24 protein-coding genes are annotated in these 22,812 nt (G+C 63.9%); 9 read left to right on the forward strand and 15 right to left on the reverse strand.

Features of this window, described 5'->3' with window-relative positions:
* Positions 1–42 precede the first annotated feature (42 nt).
* The 4 genes from IVA96_RS06850 to IVA96_RS06865 form a co-directional block, all read right to left on the reverse strand.
* Positions 43–942: a carbohydrate ABC transporter permease gene (locus IVA96_RS06850; protein WP_091888289.1), complete on the reverse strand. Its 900-nt coding sequence runs from the start codon at positions 940–942 to the stop codon at positions 43–45.
* Positions 935–1,891, reverse strand: a complete 957-nt coding sequence (locus IVA96_RS06855; RefSeq protein WP_247280143.1) for a sugar ABC transporter permease — start codon at positions 1,889–1,891, stop codon at positions 935–937. The genes IVA96_RS06850 and IVA96_RS06855 overlap by 8 nt, the downstream gene beginning before the upstream one ends.
* Positions 1,892–2,031: 140 nt before the next feature.
* Positions 2,032–3,381 carry an extracellular solute-binding protein gene (locus IVA96_RS06860; RefSeq protein WP_247280142.1) on the reverse strand — a complete coding sequence of 450 codons (1,350 nt, stop codon included), beginning with the start codon at positions 3,379–3,381 and terminating at the stop codon, positions 2,032–2,034.
* 84 nt (positions 3,382–3,465) lie between these two features.
* A complete protein-coding gene (locus IVA96_RS06865) occupies positions 3,466–4,509 on the reverse strand; it encodes a C-terminal binding protein (RefSeq protein ID WP_247416293.1) in 1,044 nt (347 codons plus the stop codon).
* Between the two features lie 251 nt (positions 4,510–4,760).
* On the opposite strand from IVA96_RS06865, the gene IVA96_RS06870 reads away from it, so the two are divergent.
* A complete protein-coding gene (locus IVA96_RS06870; protein ID WP_247280140.1) occupies positions 4,761–6,446 on the forward strand; it encodes a methyl-accepting chemotaxis protein in 1,686 nt (561 codons plus the stop codon).
* A gap of 186 nt (positions 6,447–6,632) precedes the next feature.
* On the opposite strand, the gene IVA96_RS06875 is transcribed toward IVA96_RS06870, so the two are convergent.
* From IVA96_RS06875 to IVA96_RS06885, 3 genes are all read right to left on the reverse strand, one after another.
* Entirely contained in the window at positions 6,633–7,610 is a 978-nt protein-coding gene (locus IVA96_RS06875; protein ID WP_247416297.1) for a tripartite tricarboxylate transporter substrate binding protein, read from the reverse strand.
* A 97-nt stretch (positions 7,611–7,707) separates the two neighbouring features.
* Positions 7,708–8,643: a DMT family transporter gene (locus tag IVA96_RS06880; protein ID WP_247416300.1), complete on the reverse strand. Its 936-nt coding sequence runs from the start codon at positions 8,641–8,643 to the stop codon at positions 7,708–7,710.
* Positions 8,644–8,822: 179 nt separating this feature from the next.
* Complete coding sequence (locus tag IVA96_RS06885) at positions 8,823–9,755, reverse strand: DMT family transporter (RefSeq protein WP_247416343.1); 933 nt, start codon at positions 9,753–9,755, stop codon at positions 8,823–8,825.
* 422 nt (positions 9,756–10,177) lie between these two features.
* On the opposite strand from IVA96_RS06885, the gene IVA96_RS06890 reads away from it, so the two are divergent.
* Entirely contained in the window at positions 10,178–11,470 is a 1,293-nt protein-coding gene (locus tag IVA96_RS06890) for an adenylosuccinate synthase (RefSeq protein ID WP_247416302.1), read from the forward strand.
* A 37-nt stretch (positions 11,471–11,507) separates the two neighbouring features.
* On the forward strand, positions 11,508–13,124 hold the full coding sequence (locus tag IVA96_RS06895; RefSeq protein ID WP_247416304.1) for a hypothetical protein: 1,617 nt from the start codon (positions 11,508–11,510) through the stop codon (positions 13,122–13,124).
* Between the two features lie 182 nt (positions 13,125–13,306).
* Here IVA96_RS06895 and IVA96_RS06900 read toward each other — a convergent pair whose 3' ends face one another.
* From IVA96_RS06900 to IVA96_RS06910, 3 genes are all read right to left on the reverse strand, one after another.
* Entirely contained in the window at positions 13,307–13,573 is a 267-nt protein-coding gene (locus tag IVA96_RS06900) for a hypothetical protein (RefSeq protein ID WP_247333716.1), read from the reverse strand.
* Between the two features lie 254 nt (positions 13,574–13,827).
* Entirely contained in the window at positions 13,828–14,058 is a 231-nt protein-coding gene (locus tag IVA96_RS06905; RefSeq protein ID WP_247416307.1) for a hypothetical protein, read from the reverse strand.
* 31 nt (positions 14,059–14,089) lie between these two features.
* Complete coding sequence (locus IVA96_RS06910) at positions 14,090–14,332, reverse strand: hypothetical protein (protein WP_247280132.1); 243 nt, start codon at positions 14,330–14,332, stop codon at positions 14,090–14,092.
* Between the two features lie 145 nt (positions 14,333–14,477).
* Between IVA96_RS06910 and IVA96_RS06915 the strand changes: the two genes are divergently transcribed.
* Both IVA96_RS06915 and IVA96_RS06920 read left to right on the forward strand, forming a co-directional pair.
* Positions 14,478–14,903, forward strand: coding sequence for a DUF5413 family protein (locus IVA96_RS06915; protein ID WP_247280131.1), 426 nt, complete (start codon positions 14,478–14,480; stop codon positions 14,901–14,903).
* A gap of 61 nt (positions 14,904–14,964) precedes the next feature.
* Positions 14,965–15,507 (forward strand): DUF4112 domain-containing protein, encoded by a 543-nt coding sequence (locus IVA96_RS06920; protein ID WP_247280130.1) that lies wholly within the window; start codon positions 14,965–14,967, stop codon positions 15,505–15,507.
* Positions 15,508–15,650: 143 nt separating this feature from the next.
* Here IVA96_RS06920 and IVA96_RS06925 read toward each other — a convergent pair whose 3' ends face one another.
* From IVA96_RS06925 to IVA96_RS06945, 5 genes are all read right to left on the reverse strand, one after another.
* Entirely contained in the window at positions 15,651–15,935 is a 285-nt protein-coding gene (locus IVA96_RS06925) for a hypothetical protein (protein ID WP_247280129.1), read from the reverse strand.
* A gap of 214 nt (positions 15,936–16,149) precedes the next feature.
* Complete coding sequence (locus IVA96_RS06930) at positions 16,150–16,314, reverse strand: DUF3309 family protein (RefSeq protein WP_060737078.1); 165 nt, start codon at positions 16,312–16,314, stop codon at positions 16,150–16,152.
* A 103-nt stretch (positions 16,315–16,417) separates the two neighbouring features.
* Entirely contained in the window at positions 16,418–16,837 is a 420-nt protein-coding gene (gene msrB / locus IVA96_RS06935; RefSeq protein WP_247280128.1) for a peptide-methionine (R)-S-oxide reductase MsrB, read from the reverse strand.
* 30 nt (positions 16,838–16,867) lie between these two features.
* The gene (msrA, locus tag IVA96_RS06940; protein WP_247416310.1) at positions 16,868–17,578 is read right to left on the reverse strand and encodes a peptide-methionine (S)-S-oxide reductase MsrA; all 711 of its coding nucleotides are present in this window, start codon (positions 17,576–17,578) and stop codon (positions 16,868–16,870) included.
* A 250-nt stretch (positions 17,579–17,828) separates the two neighbouring features.
* Positions 17,829–18,944, reverse strand: a complete 1,116-nt coding sequence (locus IVA96_RS06945; protein WP_247416313.1) for an ATP-dependent RecD-like DNA helicase — start codon at positions 18,942–18,944, stop codon at positions 17,829–17,831.
* A 171-nt stretch (positions 18,945–19,115) separates the two neighbouring features.
* Here IVA96_RS06945 and IVA96_RS06950 point away from each other — a divergent pair, with 171 nt between their 5' ends.
* The 4 genes from IVA96_RS06950 (at position 19,116) to IVA96_RS06965 (ending at position 22,809) form a co-directional block, all read left to right on the forward strand.
* Positions 19,116–20,321, forward strand: coding sequence for an LLM class flavin-dependent oxidoreductase (locus IVA96_RS06950; protein ID WP_247416315.1), 1,206 nt, complete (start codon positions 19,116–19,118; stop codon positions 20,319–20,321).
* Between the two features lie 213 nt (positions 20,322–20,534).
* Complete coding sequence (locus tag IVA96_RS06955; RefSeq protein ID WP_247416316.1) at positions 20,535–21,029, forward strand: septal ring lytic transglycosylase RlpA family protein; 495 nt, start codon at positions 20,535–20,537, stop codon at positions 21,027–21,029.
* A 21-nt stretch (positions 21,030–21,050) separates the two neighbouring features.
* A complete protein-coding gene (locus tag IVA96_RS06960) occupies positions 21,051–21,362 on the forward strand; it encodes a hypothetical protein (RefSeq protein ID WP_247416318.1) in 312 nt (103 codons plus the stop codon).
* Positions 21,363–21,849: 487 nt separating this feature from the next.
* Entirely contained in the window at positions 21,850–22,809 is a 960-nt protein-coding gene (locus IVA96_RS06965; RefSeq protein ID WP_247416320.1) for a DUF3618 domain-containing protein, read from the forward strand.
* Positions 22,810–22,812 lie beyond the last annotated feature (3 nt).

Genomic DNA, 22,812 nt, shown 5'->3' on the forward strand with positions numbered 1-22,812 from the left:
TTGCAGTTTTGTGAAGCCGGGCCAAACGCCGCAGTTGCCCATCTACTCCTTTACCGCGCCCGTCAGCGACGACACGTAATAATCTACAAACAGGGAGTAGAAGATCGCAACCGGCAGCGAGCCGAGCAGCGAGCCGGCCATCAGCGCACCCCACTGGTAGACGTCGCCGGTGACGAGCTCGGTCAGGATCGCGACCGGCACGGTCTTGTTGGCGCCGCTCTGGATGAAGGCGAGCGCGTAGATGAACTCGTTCCAGGACAGCGTGAAGGAGAAGATGCCGGCCGAGATCAGGCCGGGTACCGCCAGCGGCAGCGTGATCCGCCTCAGGATCTGCAGCCGCGTGGCGCCGTCGACCAGCGCGCATTCCTCGAGCTCGTAGGGAATCGACTTGAAATAGCCGATCAGGAGCCAGGTGCAGAACGGCACCAGGAAGGTCGGATAGACCAGGATCAGGGCAAGCGGTGAGTCGAACAGGCCGAACTGCACGACGACGGTGGCGAGCGGAATGAACAGGATCGACGGCGGCACGAGATAAGCGAGATAAATGCCGAGACCGACATAGGGACTGCCGCGGAAGCGCAGGCGTTCGATGGCGTAAGCGGCAAGCGTGCTCGCGATCAGCGACAGCGTGGTCGAGCCGATCGCGACCAGCATCGTCGTCCACAGCCAATGCGGATAAGCGGTGTTGAACAAGAGGTGCTTGATGTGCGCCAGCGTGGGCGACGAGATCCAGAACGGATTGTGCTCCTTGTAATTCATCAGCTCCGCGTTCGGCTTGAACGACGTGATCGCCATCCAGTAGAACGGGAACAGCAGGATAAGTACGAAGCAGCCGAGCGGCAGATAGATCATCATCAGCCGCCGCAGCCCGGAATCCCACGCCATCGTGTCGGGCGCTGCCTTCGCGTCGGCGACAGCCGGTTGGGCGACTGTATCAGTCATTGCTCTCTCCCTGCTGCCATTTGCGACGCGCCAGTCCGAAATAAGAGAACAGCGTCGCGAACACCAGGAACGGGATCATCGACACCGCGATCGCGGCACCCTCGCCGAGCTCGCCACCGGCGATGCCGCGCTGGAAGGCAAGCGTTGCCAGCAGATGGGTCGAGTTGCCGGGTCCGCCACGGGTGATGGCGTAGACCAGCTGGAAGTCGGTGAAGGTGAAGATGATCGAGAAGGTCATGACGATGGCGAGGATCGGCATCATCATCGGGAAGGTGATGTAGCGGAAACGCTGCCAGGCGCTGGCGCCGTCGAGCATCGCAGCCTCGTAGAGCGAGGGCGAGATGGTCTGGAGCCCCGCCAGCAGCGAGATCGCGACGAAGGGAATGCCGCGCCAGATATTGGCGGCGATCAGCGAGAAACGGGCCGGCCAGGCCGAGCCGAGGAAGTCGATGTTGCTGGAGCGCCAATGCAGCACGTCGACCAGCAGATACGAGATGATCGAGAATTGCGGATCGTAGATCCACCAGAACGCCAGCGCCGACAGCACGGTCGGCACGATCCAGGGCAGCAGGATGATCGCACGCAGCACGCTCTTGAACGGAAAATGGTTGTTGAGCAGCAGCGCGAGCCAGAAGCCGAGTGCGAACTTTCCGAAGGTCGCGACGGCCGTGTAGACCACGCTGTAGAACACCGCGTTCCACCAAAGGGAATCGGTGAGGAGATACTGGAAATTTTCGAAGCCGACGTAGATGCCACGCCGGCCGATCGTGGTGTCGGTGAAGGCGAGCCAGATGCCCAGGCCGAGCGGATAAGTCAGGAAGACCGCGAGCAGCCCAATCGCAGGCGCCAGACACATCATGATCAGGAACGGCTTGTAGTCGAACAGCCGCACCAGCCAGTTCGGCTGCCGCTGCGCGAGAACGGGGGAGGAGAAGGTGGTCACGGACATCGGTTCGGCGTCCTGTCTTGGGCTGTCGCTACCGCAATCATTGCGAGCGAAGCGAGGCAATCCAGTCTGTCTCCGCGGTTACGGTCTGGATTGCGTCGTCGCTTCGCTCCTCGCAATGACGGCTGCCTTGTCGTGAGTTTTTACCGCCCCTGCCGCCGGAAGTACCGCTTGCACCGCTGCTCGGCTTCTGCGGCAGCCGCCTCCGGCGTGGCAGCGCCGGTCGCAACGGACGCGAACATCTGGATCAGCACGTAGTCGGCGCTGACGGCTCCCGTCGCTGTCGAGATCGGGCCCTTGTAGCCGTCGTAATAGGTGCTGTTCATCGTGTCCTTGAACAGCTTCACCTTGGGATCCTGCGACCACACGGCGGACTCGGCGTAGGCGGCCAGCGGCTGCGACCAGTAGCCGGAGTTGGCATTGAGCCACGGCTCGTACTGGTCCTTTTCCAGCATGTATTGCAGGAATGCCTTCGCCGCGTTGGGGTACTGGCTGTGCTTGAACACCATGGCGTTCAGCGTCAGGCCCGCCATTGGAGAGACCTTGGCCAGGCCCTTCGGCAGCAGCTGATGCTCGCTGTCCTCGGCGATCGCCTTGGTGGCAGGATCGTTCTTCAGCGAGAAGTACAGCGAAACGCCATTGGCGGTCAGGGAGATCTCCTGCGAGGAATAGGCGCGGTTGTTGCTGACGTCGTTCCACGACGTCGTGCCGGCGATGAAGGTCGGGTAGAGCTGCTTGACCCAGTTCAACGCGGCGATGGTCTCCTTGCTGTTGATCGTGACGTTGCCCTCTTCGTCGAGCAGGGATCCGTTGTGCGACCACAGCGCCCAGCTCGCAAAACCGTTGCCATCGCCCTTGGCATTGCCGAGCGCGAAGCCGGCCGGCTTGCCGGCCTTGTGCAGCTTCTGGCACAGGTCGAGGACGCCGGCATGGTCCTCCGGCACTTTGTCGAAGCCGACCGATTGCAGGACCGACTTGCGGTAGATGAGGGGGCCGGCGGTGGCGCCGAACGGCAGCCCGATCCACGTATCGCTCTTGTTCTTCTTGCCGTAGCGCTGCGCCAGCGGCAGCCAGCCGCCATAACGCTTGCCGAGATAGTCGGCGACATCAGTCAGCTCGATCAACTTGTCGATATAGATGTGCGGAGCATCGGAGAAGCCGATAATGATGTCGGGGCCGGCGCCGGAATTGGCGGTCACTGCGGTCTGCTGATTGATATCTTCCCAGCCGACGAAGTCGACCTTGACCTCGACCCCGGTATCCTTGGTGAACTTTGCCGCATTGGCGCGGAACACGTCCTCGTCGGCCTGGACGAAGCGTACCGGGCGCAGCATGCGCAAGGACGCGCCCTTCTCGATCGCGAGTTTCGGTGCCGCCACATCGGCAGCCTTGATCGTTGATGGCGTTGTTTGCGCTGCAGCACCGGTGGCCGCGAGCGTTGCAGCAGACAGGCCCAGCGCCAAGGCATCACGACGCGTGATGTCGTTCCTCATCAGTTCCTCCCTTGATGTCTCCCTCCCCGGCGTTGATCGCCGGTGAAGGGCCGTTCCGGTTTCCGGCGCCTTTGCGCCGGCCGCCTAGCTGTTCGGCCCGCGATCCATGCTGACCGGTTGCCAGCGGCGGAGCGCGGTGCTTTGCAGCACCGACGGATTGACGCAGCTTACTGGCCACATGCCCTGAAGCACCAGTGACAATTCGTAGCCCACGCGGCGCTTGCGCGCCTCGTCGAACCGTGCCGAGGCCGAAGCGACGTGGGCGGTCAGGGTCACGTTCTCCATGCCGAGCAGGGGATTGTTGTGCGAGGGCGGTTCTTTCTCCAGCACGTCGAGGGCGGCATGCGCGATCCAGCCCTCCTGGAGCGCCTTGATCAGGCTCTCCTCGTCCACCGTGGCACCGCGCCCGGTGTTGATGAAGATCGAGCCCTTCTTCATCTGCCGGAAGTGCTTCTCGGTCAGCATGTGATGGACCTCGGGCCGGGCGGGGGCGTGCATCGAGACGAAGTCGGATTGCGACAGCACCTCGTTCAGCGTCGCCGGGATCACGCCGTGGTCGTACATCAGCGTTTCCTGGATGAAGGGATCATAGGCCATCATGCGCAGGCCGAAGGGCGCTGCGCGTTTCGCAACCGCGCGCGCGACGCGGCCGAACGAGATGAAGCCGAGCGTCTGGCCCATCAGCCGCGGGATCTTGAGCAGCGCCGGCCGGCCCTCGGCCCAGCGGCCGTCGCGCACCATGCGATCCTGCTCGACCAGGCGACGGAAGCCCGCGAGCAACAGCATCATGGCGTGGTCGGCGACCTCCTCGATGAAGGTGTCGGGGATGTTGGTGACGGGAATTCCGCGGGCGGTGGCGGCCTTGACGTCGACGCTGTCGACGCCGACCGAGCCGAGCGTAATGACCTTGCAGTTTTCTAAGCTGTCGATGATGCTCTTGGTGATCGGGATGCCCTTGGCATAGATGGCGTCGGCGTTTTTCGCGGCGGCGACGAACCCGGCCTCGTCGGCCGGCGCCTCGACGATCTCTGCGTCGATCGGATCGAGCGCCTCGCGCTCATAGGAGTAATCGCTGCCCGCGACCGTGAAGCTCGCGCCCTTCGGCGTCACCACCCTGTATTTCGGCATTTTCTGCTCCCGATTTGGTTTCTTGTTGTGGCCTGCCTTCGTGGCTGACCTTTGCGTCTTTTACGCGAAATCGACGCGGCCGCGTACAATTCCCGGTTGTTGGCGCGGAGATAAATTGCCGGTTTGTGCGGCTGCGTCCGGGCTTCTACGGATGGCCGTAAGTAACTTGATAAGCGCTCACACATAAAAGTTGATTCGATTTTGATCGAACTGGTCGCGTGCCCCTATCCCGTCATTGCCGGAGCCACCCCGTGAAATTGAGCAATCTGAAGATCGCCCCGAAGCTCGGCATTCTTGTCGGCGTCACCTTGTTGGGCCTGTGCATCTCCGGTGTCCTTGCCGGCTACCTGATGAAGCAGGAGATGGTGAATGCACGCATCGATCAGGCCAAGGCTATCGTCGAGCTGGCATGCAACTACGCGGGCGCTCTGAAGAAGCGCGTCGATGCCGGCGAGCTGACCAAGGATGCGGCCCTGGCCGAACTTCGCCGCTACGGCAACGCGATGACCTATGACAACGGCGCGGGCTACCTGTTCGGCACGTCGTACGACGGCATCACCCAGCTTGCGCCCGATCCGAAGCAGATCGGCACCAACCGCATGGACGTCGTGACCAACGGCCGCAAGCTGTCGCTCGAGCTGATGGACGGCGTCAAGGCGAAGGGTTCGATCCTGCTGTATTATGAATATGTGAAGCCCGGCCAGGAGAAGCCGATCCGCAAGATCGGATATGCAGTCGCCGTGCCTGGCTTCGACATGTATCTCGGCACCGGCGCCTATCTCGACGACATCGACGCGAGAATGGGCCCGGTCTATTGGCTGCTCGGCCTGGCCTTGCTCGGCATCGTCATCGTTGCCGGCAGCGTCGCTTGGCTGATCGGCCGCGGCATCAGCCGTCCGCTGGCGCTGCTCGGCGCCCGTATGAAGGACCTCGCGGATGGCAAGCTCGAGGGCGACATTCCCGGCGTCGGCCGCGGCGACGAAGTCGGCGCGATGGCCTCGACCGTGCAGATCTTCAAGGACAATGCGGTCCGCATCCGCGACCTCGAGAAGACCGAGGCGGACGCCAAGGAGCGTGCCGCGGCGGAACGTCGCAGCGCGATGGAAGACATCGCCAACGACTTCGAACGCAGCGTCAACGGCATCGTCCGCTCGGTCTCCTCGGCCGCCGCCGGCATGCAGAGCACGGCGCAGTCGATGACCGCGACCGCGACCGATGCCTCCTCGCGTGCCGCAACGGTCGGCGCTGCCTCGCAAAAGGCCTCCGGCAATGTCGGCACGGTTGCCGCTGCCGCCGAAGAGCTGTCGAGCTCGGTTGCGGAAATCTCCCGCCAGGTCACCCGCTCGACCGAAGTCGCCAGCCGCGCCGTCAGCGACGCCGAGCGGACCAACGCCACCGTGCAGGTGCTCTCGACCGGCGCCGAGAAGATCGGCGAGGTCGTCAAGCTGATCCATTCGATCGCCGCGCAGACCAACCTGCTCGCGCTCAATGCCACCATCGAAGCGGCACGCGCCGGTGAATCCGGCCGCGGATTCGCGGTCGTCGCCTCTGAGGTCAAGGCGCTCGCCAACCAGACTGCGAAGGCGACCGAGGAGATCTCCGCGCAGGTCGCGGCGATGCAGACCTCGACCAGCGACGCGGTCACGGCCATCACCGGCATCACCCAGACGATCGCCGAGATGAGCGAAATCACCGCCGGCATTTCGGCATCGATCGAGCAGCAGGGCGAAGCGACCCGCGAGATCGCCCGCAACATCCAGTCGGTTGCGGCCGGCTCGAGCGAGATCAACGCCCATATCGGCAGCGTCACGTCGGCCGCGGAAGCGACCGGCAGTGCAGCCAGCGACGTGCTCACCAACGCCCGCGAGCTGGACAACCAGTCCGGCGCGCTGCGCAGCGCCGTGGACAGCTTCCTCGTCAAGGTGCGCGCGGCGTAAGCCCGTGCGCTGAACTCGTAGAGTGGGCAAAGACGCAAAGCGTCGTGCCCACCCTTTTCTCTCGACTGTCATGCCGCGCGAAGGCGGGGCATCCAGTACGCCGCGGCCTCTCGGTTCAAATACAGGCACCTCCGGAATACTGGATCGTCCGCCTCCGCGGACGATGACATCGTCCGAGGAGCACGCCTACTGCTTCTCGATCTTCGCGTTCGTGATCAGCTTCTCCCACAGCACGAGCTGCTCGTTCACGAAGGTGCCGAGCTGCTCCGGTGTGCCCGAGAAGGCGTCCATGCCGAGGGTGGCGAGCTTCGCCTTGATCTCCGGATTCTCGACGATCTTCCTGATCTCGGTATTGAGCCGCGTCACGATCTCCTTGGGCATGCCGGCCGGGCCGAAATAGCCCTGCCATGACGAGATGTCGAAGTCCGGCACGCCGGCCTCCTGCATCGAGGGCAGATGCGGCACCAGCGGCGAGCGCTCCTTGGTGGTGACCGCGAGCGCGCGCAGCGCGTTGCCGTTGACATGCGGCAGGCCGGTCAGGATGTCGACGAACATCATCGAGACGCGGCCACCCATGACGTCGTTGAGCGCCGGCGGCGAGCTCTTGTAGGGCACGTGCAACAGGTCGAGCCCGGCATTGTGGGCAAAGGTCGCGCCGGACACGATCGCCGAGGACGAGCCCGAAGCGTAGCTCAGCTTGCCCGGATTGGCCTTGCCATAGGCGACCAGCTCGCCGACAGTCTTGGCCGGCACTTCCGGGTTGACGACCAGCATGAAAGGCAGGTCGCCGGTGCGCGCGATCGGCGTGAAATCGTTGACCGGATCGTAAGTGAGGCTCTTGAGCAGATAGGGATTGGCCGAATGCGTGGTGTTGGTCGTCACCAGCAGCGTGTAGCCGTCGGGAGCGGCCTTCGCGACGTAGGTTGCGGCGAGCATACCATTGGCGCCCGCCTTGTTCTCGATCACGATGCCGACGCCGAGCGCCTGCGACAGATGCTGCGAGATCAGCCGCGTCGTGGTGTCGGTGCCGCTGCCGGCCGCGAACGGCAACACCAGCGTGATGTTGCGGCTCGGATAATTGTCGGCCTCGGCCGTGGATGCGGCGGCGAGGCACAATGCGGCCGCGCCGATGGCACGCAGGTTTCGAGTCAACGCTGAAATCATGTCTGGACGTTCCCTCTTTGTCGTTGGCGGGGAACCTAGCGTCTCCTCGTTGAAATCGGAAGCGGTGAGTTTGTCGCCGTGTCTCCGCGTGGCGGAATTACTTCGCCGCCGAACCCTGGCGCGAGGCGATCACGACGCCGGCGAGTACCAGCGCGTAGCCGATCAGGTGGAACGGCTGGAGCTTTTCGCCGAGCAGCAGGATCGCCATCGCCGAGCCGAACACCGGCACCAGATGGAAGAACGGCGCGGCGCGGTTCGGGCCGATCAGCGCGACGCCGCGGTTGAAGAAGAGATAGGCCAGCGTCGAGGGGAAGATCAGGATGTAGCCGAGCGTTGCCAGCGTCATGCCGTCGAACTGCAGCACGCGGCCGCTTAGAGCCTCCCAGATCGCAGTCGGCAGCAGCATCGTCGCGCCGCAGCAGGTGGTGAAGGACAGGAAGGAGAGCTGGTGAATTTTTGGCCGGCGCGGGATGAAGGCCGAATAGAGACCGAACGCCACCAGCGAGGAGGCGAACATGATGTCGCCTCTGTTGAAGCTGATGCTCGCGAGTGCGGCGAGATCGCCGCGCAGGATGATAATCAGCACGCCGAGAAGCGAGATCGCGATGCCGGCGAACTGCGCACCGGTCAGCCGCACCCCGAACAGCACCAGCGACCACAGCGCCACGAACAGCGGACCTGCCGACTGGATCAGCAACGCGTTCAGCGCCTCCGTGTATTGCATTGCCCAGTACGAGATCGCGTTGTTGAAGGCAAATCCCACCAGCGACAGGAACAGCATCAGGGAGAGGCTGTCGCGCAAGGCAGGCCAGTCGCGCTTCAGATGCGGCCAGGCGAACGGCAACAGGATCAGGAACACGCCGAACCAGCGGATCGTGGTCACGGTCAGCGGCGGCACATGCGCGCCGACATGACGCGCGAGCACGATGTTGCCGGCCCAGAACAACGAGCTCAGGCTCAGCAGCAGATAAGGCTGGTTGTTGAGCCAACTGGCCGTATTGGAGGCCGCTGGCGCGGGGGAAGCGATCGTCATTGGCGTCGGATACGAGCTTGCGCCGGATTGCCGTCATGACACAAGTCACGCGGCCGCAATGCTACAATGCAGGCATCACTCGGGGAGGCGTCATTGGCGGTTAATATGTTGGACGCAATGTGCTCTTCCGCTCTCCCGCAAGAGGAGAGGTGATGGCAGCGCTCCGCTTGGATGCGGTGCTAACTCGCCTGCTTGCGTGACGCCACGAACACGCCCGCCAGCACCAGCGCGAAGCCGAGGAAATGGAAGACCTGCGGGTGTTCGCCCAGAAACACGATCGCCATGATCGAGCCGAACACTGGCACGACGTGGAAGAACGGCGCGGCGCGGTTGGCGCCGATCAGGCGGACGCCGCGATTGAAGCAGAGATAGGCGAGCGCCGAGGGGAACACCGCGACGTAGAACAGGGTAAGCAGGTTCGGCCCGTCGAGCTTCATCACGGGGCGCGCGAGCAATTCCCAGATCTCCAGCGGAATGAGGCAGGCGGCGCCGCAGCCGAAGGTGAAGGCGAGGAAGGACAGGCCGTGCATCGGCGGACGCTTCAGGGTCAGTACCGAATAGAGCGCGAAGATGACCAGCGCGACGATGAAGATGAGGTCGCCCTTGTTGAACTCGATGTTCGACAGCGTGGTGAAGTCGCCATGCAGCAGGATCGTGAGCACGCCGCACATCGACAGCAGCACGCCGAACGCCTGCGCCGCGGTGAGCCTGATCCCGAGAATGGCCAGCGACCACAGCGCCACGATCAGCGGCGCCGCAGACTGGAGCAGCAGCGTGTTCAGCGCCTGGGTATGCTCCAGCGCCCAATATTGCAGCGTGTTGAAGGCGCCGATGCCGGTGATCGAGAGCGTGATCATCAGGCCGAGCCGGCCGCGGATCGCGGGCCAGTCCTGCGCAAGATGTTTCCAGGCGAACGGCAGCACCAGCAGGAAGGCGAAGAACCAGCGCAGGAATGACAGCGTCACCGGCGGGATGTGGCCGGCGGCGAGTCGACCGACGATGGCGTTGCCGGCCCAGCACAGCGCGGTGATGCTGAGCAACAGATAAGGCTGGTTGGCAATCCAGGTTTGGCCGGCGGTTTCGGAGCCTGTGCTCTGGCCCGTGGCAGACATGTGATTGGTTTGGCCCCGCGTCATGCGCCGAGGCTTCCGGCCCGGCGAGATCCGGGCCGGTTCATAGCCCGGCGCCGTTCAAAGACACGGAAATCGGGGTTGCATCAATGGGGGACGGATGCATCGCGACCATGCAGCGGCCGAGATCGCGTCTAGCGCTTTGGTCGAGGCTTTGGCTCGGCTCTGGAAGGTCTCTGGATTTTCGGGGGATATCAAAGGCTTGGATGGCCTTCCGAGCCCCGAAAAAGCCCCGTTCTTGCTTGCCTAGAGGGGCTGCTTCCTTTATCCGGTTGGCTGCCTTGCGTGCGGGCGGCTCCGGCCGCCGATTGGGCTGGGCGCAGGTATGATCCCGGAAGAGTGGGCACCGGTTTTCCGCGAGGATCATGCCTCCTAGAGACAGATTGAACAGGGATTACCCGCGAATGGCCAATGTTGTCGTCGTCGGCGCCCAGTGGGGCGACGAAGGGAAGGGCAAGATCGTCGACTGGTTGTCGGAGCAGGCGGACATCGTCGTCCGCTTCCAGGGCGGCCATAACGCCGGCCACACGCTCGTGATCAACGGCAAGACCTACAAGCTCGCGCTGTTGCCCTCCGGCGTACTGCGCGAGGGCAAGCTGTCGGTGATCGGCAACGGCGTGGTGTTCGATCCCGCCGCCTTCCTCGACGAGGTCGCCAAGCTCAGGGCGCAGGGGGTCGATGTCAGCCCTGACAATCTGCGCGTCGCGGAAAACGTCACGCTGATCCTGCCGCTGCACCGCGAGCTCGATGCGCACCGCGAATCCGCCAGCGCAGCGACCGCGATCGGCACCACGCGCCGCGGCATTGGACCTGCCTATGAGGACAAGGTCGGCCGCCGCGCCATCCGCCTGATGGATCTTGCTGATCATCAGACGCTGCCGCACAAGATCGATCGCCTGCTGGCGCATCACAACGCGCTGCGCCGCGGCCTTAACTTGCCGGAATTCGACAGCGCGGTGATCCTGAAAGAGCTGATGGCGATGGCGCCGCAGCTGCTGCCCTATGCCGAGACGGTTTGGCGGCTGCTCGATATCAAGCGGCGCGAAGGCAAGCGCATGCTGTTCGAGGGCGCGCAAGGCGCGCTGCTCGACGTCGATCACGGCACTTATCCCTACGTCACCTCGTCCAACACGGTGGCGGCGCAGGCGGCGACCGGCGCCGGCCTCGGGCCGGCCGCGGTCGGTTACGTGCTTGGCCTGTGCAAGGCCTATACGACCCGCGTCGGCCAGGGCCCGTTCCCGACCGAGCAGGACAACGAGACCGGCCGCAAGATTGGCGAGCGCGGCCGCGAGTTCGGCACCAATACCGGTCGGCCCCGCCGTTGCGGTTGGTTCGACGCCGTGCTGGTCCGCCAGGCGGTCCGGACCTGCGGCATCAACGGCCTGGCGCTGACCAAGCTCGACATCCTCGACGGCTTCGACACGATCGAGGTCTGCACCGGCTACAAGCTCGACGGCAAGGAGATCGACCATTTCCCCGCCGGTGAGGGCGCGCAAAGCCGGGTCGAGCCGATCTACGAGACGATCGAGGGCTGGAAGGAGCCGACCGCCAGCGCACGGTCCTGGGCCGACCTGCCGGCCCAGGCCATCAAATATGTCCGCCGGATCGAGGAATTGGTGGGGTGCCCGGTCGCGCTGCTTTCCACCAGCCCCGAACGCGAAGATACTATCCTGGTGCAAAATCCGTTTGAAGCTTAACGATATCTTACCAGGACGCGCGTATAGTTGAGTTGAAATGGCTGATTACTATCCGCTGATCGCCCGCGCTATTGCCGCCCTGGACCCCAACGCTCCCGGCGAAAGCCGTCGCGCGCTCTATGAGCGGGCGCGCACGGCGCTGATCGCGCAGCTCCGCAGCGTGCAGCCGCCGCTCTCCGAATCCGAGATCACCCGCGAACGGCTGTCGCTGGAAGAGGCCGTCCGCAAGGTCGAATCGGAGGCCGCCCAGCGCGCCCGCGAGGCCTCGCGCCCCGGTGGGGGCGCTCGCCCTGGCGGCAGCGGCGATGCCTTCCGCCGGGCTAGCGCCCGCGCGGCCGAAGGCAACGCTCCCGCATCTCAGCCGGCCCCGCCGCGCGCGCGTCCGGCCCCGACGCCGCCGCGTGCCGACCGCCCGTCCTTTGGTGCTGACGATCAGGGCGACGCGCCGCGGCCGCCGCGTGCGCCGCGTTTCGACGCCCCGCGCCAGCCCGGCCCGTCCGCTCCGCCGCCGACGGCGGAGCCGCAGACGCCTCCACCGGCCGGACGCGATCGCGCAGGTGCGCGCCGCCCGCCGGACATGGGCCCGCCGCCCGCGCTACCACCCGCACCGGGCGTGCGCGGCTTCCGCGACATCACGGCCGATGCCAACGATCTCGGCGGCGCCGCCGCGCAGGCGAGCCGCGCCGCGCGCCGCACCTACGCCAACGTGCCCTCGCCCTCGCCGGAGTTCGACCGGCTGGAGCCGAGCCTGGAAGACCGCACCGGCGAGTCCGAGCCGCCCTATTCCTACGACGAGTCGGTCGAGGAGGCGGAGCGCTACACGCCGCAGCCGCCGTCGCAGCGTGCGCGCGTTGCAGCCGAGCGCGACGCCAAGAAGCGCGTCCGCACCGGCTCCGCCTTCCCGTTCAAGAGCGCGATCGCCGTCGGCATCGTGCTGATCCTGGTCGGCGCCGGCATCCTCTGGGGCAAGCAGCTGGTCCAGATCGTCAACGGCTTTCTCAAGCCGTCGGCGACCCAGGTGGTGGAGGCGCCGAATCCGGCCCAGCCGCAGACCAAGCCGAAGATCCCGGATCGGGTCGGCCAGCCTTCGGCGAGCGACCAGCCGGTCGCGCCGGTGGCGCAGAAGGTCGTGCTCTATGACGAGGATCCGTCCGATCCGAAGGGCAAGCAATATGTCGGCTCTGTGGTGTGGCGGTTGGAGCCGATCAAGGCGTCCGGCAACCAGAAGGCCGACATCGCAGTGCGCGCCGACATCGAGATCCCCGACCGCAAGTTCAAGATGACGATGTCGTTCCGCCGTAACACCGATTCCTCTCTGCCGGCGAGCCATACCGCGGAATTGACCTTCATCCTTCCGCAGGACTTTCCGGGCGGCAGCGTCTCCAACGTGCCGGGCATCCTGATGAAGTCGAACGAGCAGGCGCGCGGTACGCCGCTCGCCGGCCTCGCCGTCAAGGTCACCGACGGCTTCTTCCTGGTCGGCCTTTCCAATGTCGACGCCGACCGCGCCCGCAACGTCCAGCTCCTGAAGGAGCGCTCCTGGTTCGACGTGCCGCTGGTCTACGCCAATCAGCGCCGCGCCATCATCGCGATCGAGAAGGGCGCCCCCGGCGAGCGCGTCTTCAACGACGCGTTCGCGCAGTGGGGCGATTGAGCTCTTCACCTCTCCCCAGCAGGGAGATCTCGGATTGCAGCAATCCGGGTGAGGGGCCGCGCCATTTTGTGAGACTGCAACCACTCACCCGGATCGCATCTGCGATGCGCTCCGAGCTCTCCCTACGGGAGAGGTGAAGCAAGCTCTCTCGCGGTCAGCAGTGCAACCGAAATTGAACGGCCTTACTGCGCGGCGGCTTCCCGCTTGCGCGATGCGGCGTGCTCGCGGTCCATCACGGCGCGGCAGCCGGGACTGACATGTGCCTTGTTCCGCACCATGCAGGCCCTGATCCTGGGGATGTCGGGAATTTCACTGGAGCACAGCCGCATCGCATCGCCCGAGCACATCTGCTGCGCTTCGGACGAGAAGGCGAGACCAGGTGATGTCTGGAATGCGATGGCGGTGGCGGCGACGGCGAAGAGAGTTGCGATCGTCTGATAGCGTGTCATGCGGAATGGGTCCCCGAGTTCGTGGGCTTGAGCCACTTGATTTTGGGGCGCCGCACGCGGCTTGATCTGCCGCATGTCACAGCCTTCACGTCGGGAACTTTGGTCCCGCATGTGGTCGCTCGATTACTTGATGTTCGAATCGAAAGTGCTGCGCCGCCCGAGCGAAGTATGCGCCATTGTCACGGAGCTGCAATGGTCTGCGTGAAGGAATTTGCAATTGTTGCGCGCGAGTCACGCAAAGCCGGCGCGCGCGGTCAGATCAACCGATCGGGGCGAGGGCTCGCTTGCGCCGCATCGCTCGTGCCGAGTGATGCGGCGTGTTCTTCGACCGCGGTGACGCCCTTGGCCGTGAGTTCGAACAGATCGCCGTCCTTCATCACATAACCATCGGCGATCAGTTCGCCGATCTTGCCGTGGCGATCGTCGGCGAAGGCAACGGACTGGCTGATGTCCCGCAGGATCGAGAGTTGTTCATCGCGCAGCATGGCTTCACACTCCGTTCGCGGGTTCCGGTCCTCACATTCCGTGACTCTGAAACACCTTGCTGCAAGACTTCGACAGCTTGGCCCGGTTGGCTTGCAGGCAACTCTGAACCGCACCGTCATTGCCGAGGTCCTTGCGGCACAGGCGCGATGCATCCCGCGAGCAGGCCTTCTGCTCCTGCGGCGTGCCCATGTGGCCTTGGGCGAGAGCAGGTGCGTTCGACAGACCCGTTAGGGCTGCCAGCGCGAATGTCGCCAGAACAAGTCTACGGGGCATCGGGGCTCCAATCTGGCAGGGACAATTCAGGTCCTGCATGAACTCGTCGCGTTGCCACTTGTTCCCTTCAGGCGGAGCCTGCGCCCCGCTATTCAAGGTTCCCGCCGGCGCTGCTATAAGGCTGTCGAAGTTAAGAGGGTGCTCGATGAAACGCTATCTGGTGTTTGCGCTGGTCGGTCCGTTCGTCGGCGGGTTCCTGCTGCTGCTCACGACGACCTATCAGTCCGGCTATTGGACCCAGACCAGCCTCGGCGAGGTCGGCAAGCTGTTCGCAGTCTTCTTCAAGACCCTGCAATACAGCTATCTGTTCGGCTTCCTGCCCTCGTTGATGATCGGCGCGGTCGACGACATCCTAATCCACATCAGACGGATCGGCCCGGTCCTGCGGATGCTGCTGGTCGGTCTGTTCGCCTTCGTCCTGGCCTCGATGACCTACAGCTCGCGCGGGCCGGATTCGGGCGCCGTGCAGTTCATCCTGTACGGCCTCGTCGGGTTCGTACCGGCAGTGATTTCATCCTGGTTCGTGCATAGATATGTCGAGGAGCCGCAGGCAGTGACCGCACCAACCTGAGTGCGCGACCTTCGGGCGCGGCCCAGCAACCTCCGCCGCCGCGGCGCGTTCTTTGGAAGCCATGTCCATGTCCGACGACGACATCCTTGCTCCGCGCCGATCCCGTTCGGGAAGCGGCTCGCATGCGACCTTTGCGGCTAAGCAAGCGCGCGGGCCGATCATCGACCAGGAGGGTCACGAGATCCGCCCTGAGACGCTGGAGCAGGGATTTCGCGAGTTTCGCTTCGAATTCGGGCAAGGCAATCCGTTCGGCAATCTGACGCGCGAGCAGCGGATCGCGCGGCTCGAGGCGATCGCAAAGCTGCTCGACGTTGCCTTCATCCTGCCCGGCACCAATATCCGCTACGGTATCGACGGGCTGATCGGGCTGATCCCGGTCGTCGGCGACATCATCACCACCGCGATCTCGTTGTGGCTGGTGCGCGAGGCGAGGGCGTTGGGCGCGCCCTGGTACATCACGGCGCGCATGCTCGGCAATGTCGCGGTGGACGGCGTGTTCGGCCTGGTCCCGTTCGCGGGTGACGCCTTCGACGTCATGTTCCGCGCCAACATGCGCAACGTGCGGCTGCTCCGCCGCTGGCTGGAGAAGCAGCCGCGGATCTAAGCGTCGCGCGCATTCTTCGCCGATCCCCGCAAGCGGGGCGGGGGAAACGCAAAAAGCGCGACGGCCCTTCGGCCATCGCGCTTTCAGCGCACATTACATGGCTTTACGAAAGCTTACGCCGCGTCACATGGCTTTACGAAAGCTTACGCCGCGTCGGCATCGGTCTCCGCCGGCTTGCGACGGCGGGGCAACGGGAAGGCCTCACTCTCATAGAGCGAGCGGATGCCGTTCTGGTCGAAGCGCGCTTCCTCGACCTGGAGATAGGCGCCGTTCAGCGAATCCGTCGGCAACTGCTCCATCGCGAACTGCACGGCTTCGGCCGCGGTGCCGAACCGGCGATAGGTGAAGCCCGCGCGCTTCTTCTTGCGGATCGCGGCGGGGAAGAGTTCGGCGGAGGTGTTGAAGTTGAACGGACGCAGTGGACGCATGGTCAAAGACCTCGTGATCTTCTCTGGGGCTTTAAGCGCGTGGGGTTGGGGAGGGCAGAGGCCGCAATCGAGCAGGCCCGCCGCACATGGCATTTTCGTCCACTAATATAGGCCGATTTGACAAAAATGCGACCCCCGCGATGCGAGATGATGAATCCGCGCATGGCAGCCCCGCGCGCGCGATAAATCAAACAATTTCAAAGCGTTGCATGATTTACAACTTGCCGAGAAGCAACAGCACGACCAGCACCACGAGCACGACGCCGCCGATCCCCATGCCGGAATGGCCGAGGCCATAGCCATAACCGCCGATCCGGCCGGAGAGCCCGCCCAGCAGGTAGATGATCACCAGGATGATCAGGATGGTCCCGAGTGACATGGCATTCTCCCTGACAGGCGCCAAATGCGATGGCCGCACCGCCACGAAAGAAAAGCCCGTTGCGTTCGCCGGGTTCCGTAACGGAACCGGTGATGCCCCGAGTTTATTTCGGCTCGAGCTTCAGCGCGGCGGAGTTGATGCAGTAACGCAGGCCGGTTGGCCCAGGGCCGTCGGGGAAGACATGGCCGAGATGGCCGCTGCACTTGGCGCACAGCACCTCGGTGCGGATCATGCCGTGGCTGGTGTCGCGCTCCTCGTCGATATGGCTCTCGACGGCGGGCTGGGTGAAGCTCGGCCAGCCGCAGCCGGAATCGAACTTGGCATCCGAAGAGAACAGCTCGTTGCCGCAGCCGGCGCAGACATAGGTGCCGGCGCGCTCGTCGTGCTCATATTCGCCGGAGAAGGGACGTTCAGTCGCCTTCTCGCGCAGCACCGCGTACTGCATCGGCGTCAGCTCGCGCCGCCACTGCTCTTCGCTCTTGATGAGCTTGTCGTCAGTTGTTTTCGTCTTGGGATCGGGCATGGGTCTCCCGTTTCTCGCGTCATGTCGTGATCAGTTGGTGGCCTTGCTGGCATTCACCAGCGTCGGCTTTTCAATGTAATTATCCGCGAACAGTTTTTTCAGGTTCTCGACCTTGGGGATGTCGTTATAGGCGATGTAAGGCTGGTTCGGGTGCAGCGTCAGATAATCCTGGTGATAGGCCTCGGCCGGATAGAACGCCTCCAGCGCGCCGACCTTGGTTACGATCGGCTTGTTGAAGACCCGGGCCGCGTTGAGCTGGGCGATATAGGCCTCGGCCACCTTCTTCTGCTCGTCGGAGGTGGTGAAGATCGCCGAGCGGTATTGCGGGCCCACGTCAGGGCCCTGCCGGTTGAGCTGGGTCGGATCGTGCACCACCGAGAAGTAGATCTGGAGAATCTTTCCGTAAGTAATCTTCTTCGGGTCGTACTTGATCTCGACAGACTCGGCGTGACCGGTGCGGCCGCTCGAGACGGTCTGGTAGTCGGCAGTCGCCTTGGTGCCGCCGGCATAGCCGGAGACGGCGTTGACGACGCCCGCGGTGTGCTGGAAGACGCCCTGAACGCCCCAGAAGCAGCCGCCGGCGACGACGGCGGTCTGGATTCCGCTCGCGGGCGCTGCATCCATAGCGGGAGCGGGGATCACGACCGCATCCTCCGCGGCCATCGACGGCACGGTGAACGAAAACGCCAATGCGGCGGTCGCGGCAAACAGGGACAGGGCACGGAAAGGAATTCGGCTCATGGCGCATCCTCGTTTGAAGGCGTTAGTGTAGGGCGATTGGCGTCAAGCGAACAGCCCGCTTGGCGGCAGTTCGTTACCCGAGATACGGGCCGGCCGGGCAATTATTACTTAATGCCGGACACGAGTCCGTGAAGTGAGCAACTCGTCATTCCGGCGGCGGGGGAGATACTCAGGAGCGCAAGTGCGCAGCATAGTTCGAGCTGCGCATCGCCTCGGAATGGCCAGTGTCACGACGCTTCGGCCCCGAACCTTAAACGACAATAGAGAGCCGCTTCGCCGCGCGCGTGATCCCCGTATATAGCCAACGTGCCCTGGAGTCCTGGAACGCAAAGCTCTCGTCGAACAGCACGACGTCGTCCCATTGCGAGCCTTGCGACTTGTGCACCGTGAGCACGTAGCCGTAGTCGAACTCGTCATAGGGCTTGCGCTGCTCCCAGGAGATCTGCTCGACGCCGCCCTCGAAGCAGTCGGCGCGCACCGAGACCTTCGTCACCTTGTGGCCGAAATCCTCGTCCGGCGACAGCCGCATGCTGAGGATGCGCGATTTCGAGCGCGACGTGTTGCGCGACTTCACGCGCCATAGCCCACCGTTGAACAGGCCCTTCTTGCGGTTGTTGCGCAGGCACACCAGCTTGTCGCCGGCGACCGGAAAGGCGTCCTCGATGTTCTGGCGCTGGCGCACCCGCATGTTGTAGGCGCGTCGGGTGTTGTTGCGGCCGACCAGCACCTGGTCGGCGCCCATGACCCGGTCAGGATCGAGCTCCTTGCGCGACACCACCTCGCTCTCGCCGTAACGGCCGATGTCGAGCTCGCGGCCTTCGCGCACGTCCATCGACATCCGCACGATCGGATCGTCCTGGGCCTGGCGATGTACCTCGGTCAGCATCGCGTCGGGCTCCGAATTGGTGAAGAAGCCGCCGCCCTGGATCGGAGGAAGCTGCGCGGGATCGCCCAGCACCAGCAGCGGGCAATCGAACGACATTAGGTCCCGCCCCAATTCGGCGTCGACCATCGAGCATTCGTCGATCACGATTAGCTTGGCTTTTGAGGCCGGCGCGTCGTCCCACAACTCGAAGCTCGGCTGCTCCTCGCCGGATTCGCGGGCGCGATAGATCAGGGAGTGGATCGTGGAGGCATCGTCGCAACCCTTGTTGCGCATCACCAGCGCCGCCTTGCCGGTGAAAGCGGCGAACTTCACCTCGCCGTCGACACCCTCGGCGATGTGCCGCGCCAGCGTGGTCTTGCCGGTGCCGGCAAAGCCGAACAGGCGGAACACCGGCGGCGTGCCGCCGCGGCCGGGTTTTGCTTTCAGCCAATCGCCAACGGCTTTGAGCGCGGCGTCTTGATGCGGGGTGAATGTCGGCATGGCTTTCCAGGAAGAGCGGGCGCCACACTTAAATGAGTCGCCACTGGCAAACTAACCGTTCGTTCGCTGCAATCAAGTCATTCTCCCGCACGGCGGAATTGCTGCTCCGTAGACAGCGTTGCCTCACGCACTAAGATGAGCCCAACAAGAACAACGCGGGAGAGCGACGCCATGAAGTTCGGCATCTTCTACGAGCTGCAATTGCCGCGGCCCTGGATGGCCGGCGACGAGCTCAGGCTCTACCAGAATGCGCTCTCGCAGATGGAGCTCGCCGACAGGCTCGGCTACGACCATGCCTGGGTGGTCGAGCATCACTTCCTCGAGGAATATTCGCACTCGCCCTCGCCGGAATCCTTCCTGGCCGCTGCAAGTCAACGCACGCAGAAGATCAGGCTCGGCCATGGCATCCTTCAGCTCACCACCAACCACCCGGCACGCGTCGCCGAGCGCGTCGCGGTGCTCGACCTGCTCAGCAACGGCCGCTGCGAATTCGGCATGGGCGAGAGCGCGTCAATCACCGAGCTCGAGCCGTTCGGGCGCGACATGGAAACCAAGAAGGAGGTGTTCGACGAGGCCGTAGCCGCGATCTTCCCGATGTTCAAAGACGGCGGCAGCGAGCATCACGGCAAGTACTTCGACATCCCCTTGCGCAACGTCGTCCCGAAGCCGGTGCAGAAGCCGCATCCGCCGCTGTGGATGGCATGCTCGCAACTGCCGACCATCGAGCGCGCCGGTCGCCACGGCTTCGGCGCGCTCGGCTTCCAGTTCGTCAGCGCCGATGCCGCCCACGCCTGGGTGCACGCCTACTACAATGCGATGACCAAGCGGCTCACCAAGCTTGCCGATTACGAGATCAACCCGAACATGGCGCTGGTCTCGTTCTTCATGTGCGCCAAGACCGACGAGGAGGCGCGTGCCCGCGCCGACGGCGCCACCTTCTTCCAGTTCGCGCTGCGCTTCTACGGCGCCGCGCAGAACCGCCAGCGGCCCGCGCCCGGCACCGTCAACATGTGGGACGAGTACAACAAGTGGAAGCGCGACAATCCGCAAGCGCAGGAGGCGGCGTTGCGCGGTGGCCTGATCGGCTCGCCCGAGACCATCCGCAGGAAGCTGAAGCGATTCCAGTCTTCGCATATCGATCAGGTCATCCTGCTCAATCAGGCCGGCAAGAACAGCCATGAGCACATCTGCGAATCGCTCGAGCTGTTCGGCCGCGAGGTGATGCCGGAGTTCCAGAACGATCCGGCGCAGGCGGCCTGGAAGCAGGGCGTCATGAGCGGCGAGATCAAGCTGGAGGAAATCGACACGCAGGCCTTCACCGACCGCTACGGCAAGCTCGCGATCAACGTCGCCCCGGTGAGGGCCGCGGCGGGCTAGGCTGTAAAAGTCATGCTGCTGACGCAATCTCTGTCTTAGTCGGCGACAACGTAAAACACTGCGTGGGAACCGTTCTGGTTCCCCACGACGGTTCCATAGCCAAGGGGTTGGCACGAATCCGCAAAACATCGGCGCAAGCTTCATGAACGCTTCCGCGTTCGCTTGCTCTGTTTGCGGTGGCGGGAACCGGCGATCGAAAAAATCATAGGAGTTATGATGCTGTTCCGCTCGAGCGCCGCACTTTGCGGCGCCCTGGTTGCGCTTGCCGTTTCTGTTACCGTTGCTCGTGGTGAAACGCGGGGAGTTCACTCAAGCACAGTCGTCGATGCTACCTCTGGGAATGCGCTCGTCGGCGCTGCCTCCATGTACAATCCGTTCAAGCCCGGCAAGGAGGAGGGCGGTCCGCGCACAGCCTCCGGCGAGCGTTATGATCCCTCTGCTTGGACGGCTGCCATCAAGACGAGTTTGCGCCGGAGATTTGGCGGGGTCCCATTTGGCGTGAGGCCAAAGTTTGCCCTGGTCGAGGCCGTCGGCAAGAAGGTCATCGTCAAGATAAATGACGTGGGACCACTCAGGCCCGGCCGCATCATTGACTTCAACGAGCGGACGATGCGCCATTTCGATCCAAGCCTGGAGCTCGGAGTCATTAAGGACGTCAAAGTTAGTCCACTTTCAGGGGACAATTGGACACTCGGACCGGTGGGCTGAAAGTCCCAGTTGGAAGAGACAGTGCACGTCCCGGGACGGCGGGGCCGCCTTGACGGTCTAAAGTCTACGCATATCGACCACGTCATCCTGCTCAAGCAGGCCGGCAAGAACAGCCACGAGCACATCTGCCAATCGCTCGAGCTGTTCGGCCGCGAGGTGATGCCGGAGCTCCAGAACGATCCGGCGCAGGCGGCGTGGAAACAGGGCGCGATGAATGGCGAGATCAAGCTGGCGGACATCGATACGCAGGCCTTCACCGACCGCTGCGGGCAAGCTCGCGATCAACGTCGCGGCGGGGAAGGCGGCGGCGGGTTAGCGGGCCTGTGCAGCTGAACCGGTATGCGGTGATCAGTGCACAAGCGCGGCGTTTTGACCCGGAGCAGACCTCTCAGCCCGTTTCGTATCCAATCATGGCTAGATGGCGATCATTGCAACTTTGTCCCCTTTGGGTTGTTGCGGAAATGGCGATGCCCACTGCGGCGCCTGACGCAATCGGCCCGTCAGACGGCCGCGATCAGCTTCGCGAGCCAACGCGCTGCCTCTAGCGGCGAGCTCGGTTGGCGCACGTCATCCTTGTTTAGCAATTCGAGCGTCGGCCGATATCGGCGCGCGTGGCGCGTGCTGTCGATCGAGAGCAAAGCGGCACGCACGAGCGCCTAGCCCTAACGCAATGCGCGTCTCCGACGGTCAACGTCGCTCCTTATCGCGCTGGTCTCCCCGCTCTCGTCGTCACCAGCAAGCGCCAGGCAGCGCGAGGAACGATTCAACAAAGCGTGAGTTCGACCCTAAATCCAAGAAATAAAGCAAGAGGGTAAAGGCGATGACACGATCTGTGGAGGAGTTGAGACGCGAGTCCGAGCGCAACCGTGCAGAACTGGCGGCTACGGTAGGGCGACTAAAGGAGCAGATATCGGACACCGCCGACGACATTCGCCACAAGGTCTCGCCGCAGCACATCAAATCCGAAGTCACCGAATACGTCAGCCACAAGACCCAGAGTTGGGTCGAAGGGCTCAAGCAACAGATTATGGACAATCCGATGCGCGCAGTGGCCGCGGGCGCCGCAGTGGGAGTTCCGTTGCTGCGGTTGGCGCGAGGTGTGCCGTTGCCACTTCTGATGATCGGCGCCGGGCTTGCCCTGACTTCGAAGACAGTGCGGGATCGCGCTGCAGACGCCGCCGGTCCGGTCATGGATAATGCGGGGCGAATGCTAGAGGAGGTGACGGAGGGCGCCCGGGCCATGCAGGGCGATGCCAAGGAGACGCTATCCTCCGCTCAAAGCCGAGCCGCCGAGATGGCTGGTGACGCGCAGGACAAGGCCGCTGGAATTGCCGCTGATCTGCGGGCGAGCGCGGCTCGGGCCGCCAGTTTCGCGGGTGAAAAGCTCAAGAGCGGCATGGATGCAACCAAGGATGCCGCTGCCAGCGCGCCTGACCAGGCCCGTCAGACCATTGGCGACAATGCCGCCCTCATCGGAGGCTTGGGCATCGCGATCGGCGCCATCATTGCTGCGGCTCTTCCCGAGACCAGGGCTGAAGCCAAGGTCATGGGGAGAGCAAGCGACGGCGTGAAGCAGGCCGCGGCGGCTGCGGCGCAATCCGGATTCGAGGCAGCGAAAGACGCGACCACATCGGCAGCCGATGTTGCGGCGCAAAAGGTCGGCGAGGCTGATCTCGGCGCCCACGCTAGCCGTATGACGCAGAACATGGCGGACACATTGAAAGAGGCTGCCGGCGACGTGGTCAAAGCTGCCTTTAGTCCCCCTCAAACCAACACTTGAAGG

The organism is Bradyrhizobium sp. 159 (assembly GCF_023073795.1).
Lineage (GTDB): Bacteria > Pseudomonadota > Alphaproteobacteria > Rhizobiales > Xanthobacteraceae > Bradyrhizobium.

Coding starts and splice junctions, on each gene's coding strand:
- IVA96_RS06850 (WP_091888289.1), bottom strand. CDS start 942: ATGACTGATACAGTCGCCCAACCGGCTGTCGCCGACGCGAAGGCAGCG.
- IVA96_RS06855 (WP_247280143.1), bottom strand. CDS start 1,891: ATGTCCGTGACCACCTTCTCCTCCCCCGTTCTCGCGCAGCGGCAGCCG.
- IVA96_RS06860 (WP_247280142.1), bottom strand. CDS start 3,381: ATGAGGAACGACATCACGCGTCGTGATGCCTTGGCGCTGGGCCTGTCT.
- IVA96_RS06865 (WP_247416293.1), bottom strand. CDS start 4,509: ATGCCGAAATACAGGGTGGTGACGCCGAAGGGCGCGAGCTTCACGGTC.
- IVA96_RS06875 (WP_247416297.1), bottom strand. CDS start 7,610: ATGATTTCAGCGTTGACTCGAAACCTGCGTGCCATCGGCGCGGCCGCA.
- IVA96_RS06880 (WP_247416300.1), bottom strand. CDS start 8,643: ATGACGATCGCTTCCCCCGCGCCAGCGGCCTCCAATACGGCCAGTTGG.
- IVA96_RS06885 (WP_247416343.1), bottom strand. CDS start 9,755: ATGTCTGCCACGGGCCAGAGCACAGGCTCCGAAACCGCCGGCCAAACC.
- IVA96_RS06890 (WP_247416302.1), top strand. CDS start 10,178: ATGGCCAATGTTGTCGTCGTCGGCGCCCAGTGGGGCGACGAAGGGAAG.
- IVA96_RS06895 (WP_247416304.1), top strand. CDS start 11,508: ATGGCTGATTACTATCCGCTGATCGCCCGCGCTATTGCCGCCCTGGAC.
- IVA96_RS06900 (WP_247333716.1), bottom strand. CDS start 13,573: ATGACACGCTATCAGACGATCGCAACTCTCTTCGCCGTCGCCGCCACC.
- IVA96_RS06905 (WP_247416307.1), bottom strand. CDS start 14,058: ATGCTGCGCGATGAACAACTCTCGATCCTGCGGGACATCAGCCAGTCC.
- IVA96_RS06910 (WP_247280132.1), bottom strand. CDS start 14,332: ATGCCCCGTAGACTTGTTCTGGCGACATTCGCGCTGGCAGCCCTAACG.
- IVA96_RS06915 (WP_247280131.1), top strand. CDS start 14,478: ATGAAACGCTATCTGGTGTTTGCGCTGGTCGGTCCGTTCGTCGGCGGG.
- IVA96_RS06920 (WP_247280130.1), top strand. CDS start 14,965: ATGTCCATGTCCGACGACGACATCCTTGCTCCGCGCCGATCCCGTTCG.
- IVA96_RS06925 (WP_247280129.1), bottom strand. CDS start 15,935: ATGCGTCCACTGCGTCCGTTCAACTTCAACACCTCCGCCGAACTCTTC.
- IVA96_RS06930 (WP_060737078.1), bottom strand. CDS start 16,314: ATGTCACTCGGGACCATCCTGATCATCCTGGTGATCATCTACCTGCTG.
- msrB (WP_247280128.1), bottom strand. CDS start 16,837: ATGCCCGATCCCAAGACGAAAACAACTGACGACAAGCTCATCAAGAGC.
- msrA (WP_247416310.1), bottom strand. CDS start 17,578: ATGAGCCGAATTCCTTTCCGTGCCCTGTCCCTGTTTGCCGCGACCGCC.
- IVA96_RS06945 (WP_247416313.1), bottom strand. CDS start 18,944: ATGCCGACATTCACCCCGCATCAAGACGCCGCGCTCAAAGCCGTTGGC.
- IVA96_RS06950 (WP_247416315.1), top strand. CDS start 19,116: ATGAAGTTCGGCATCTTCTACGAGCTGCAATTGCCGCGGCCCTGGATG.
- IVA96_RS06955 (WP_247416316.1), top strand. CDS start 20,535: ATGATGCTGTTCCGCTCGAGCGCCGCACTTTGCGGCGCCCTGGTTGCG.
- IVA96_RS06965 (WP_247416320.1), top strand. CDS start 21,850: ATGACACGATCTGTGGAGGAGTTGAGACGCGAGTCCGAGCGCAACCGT.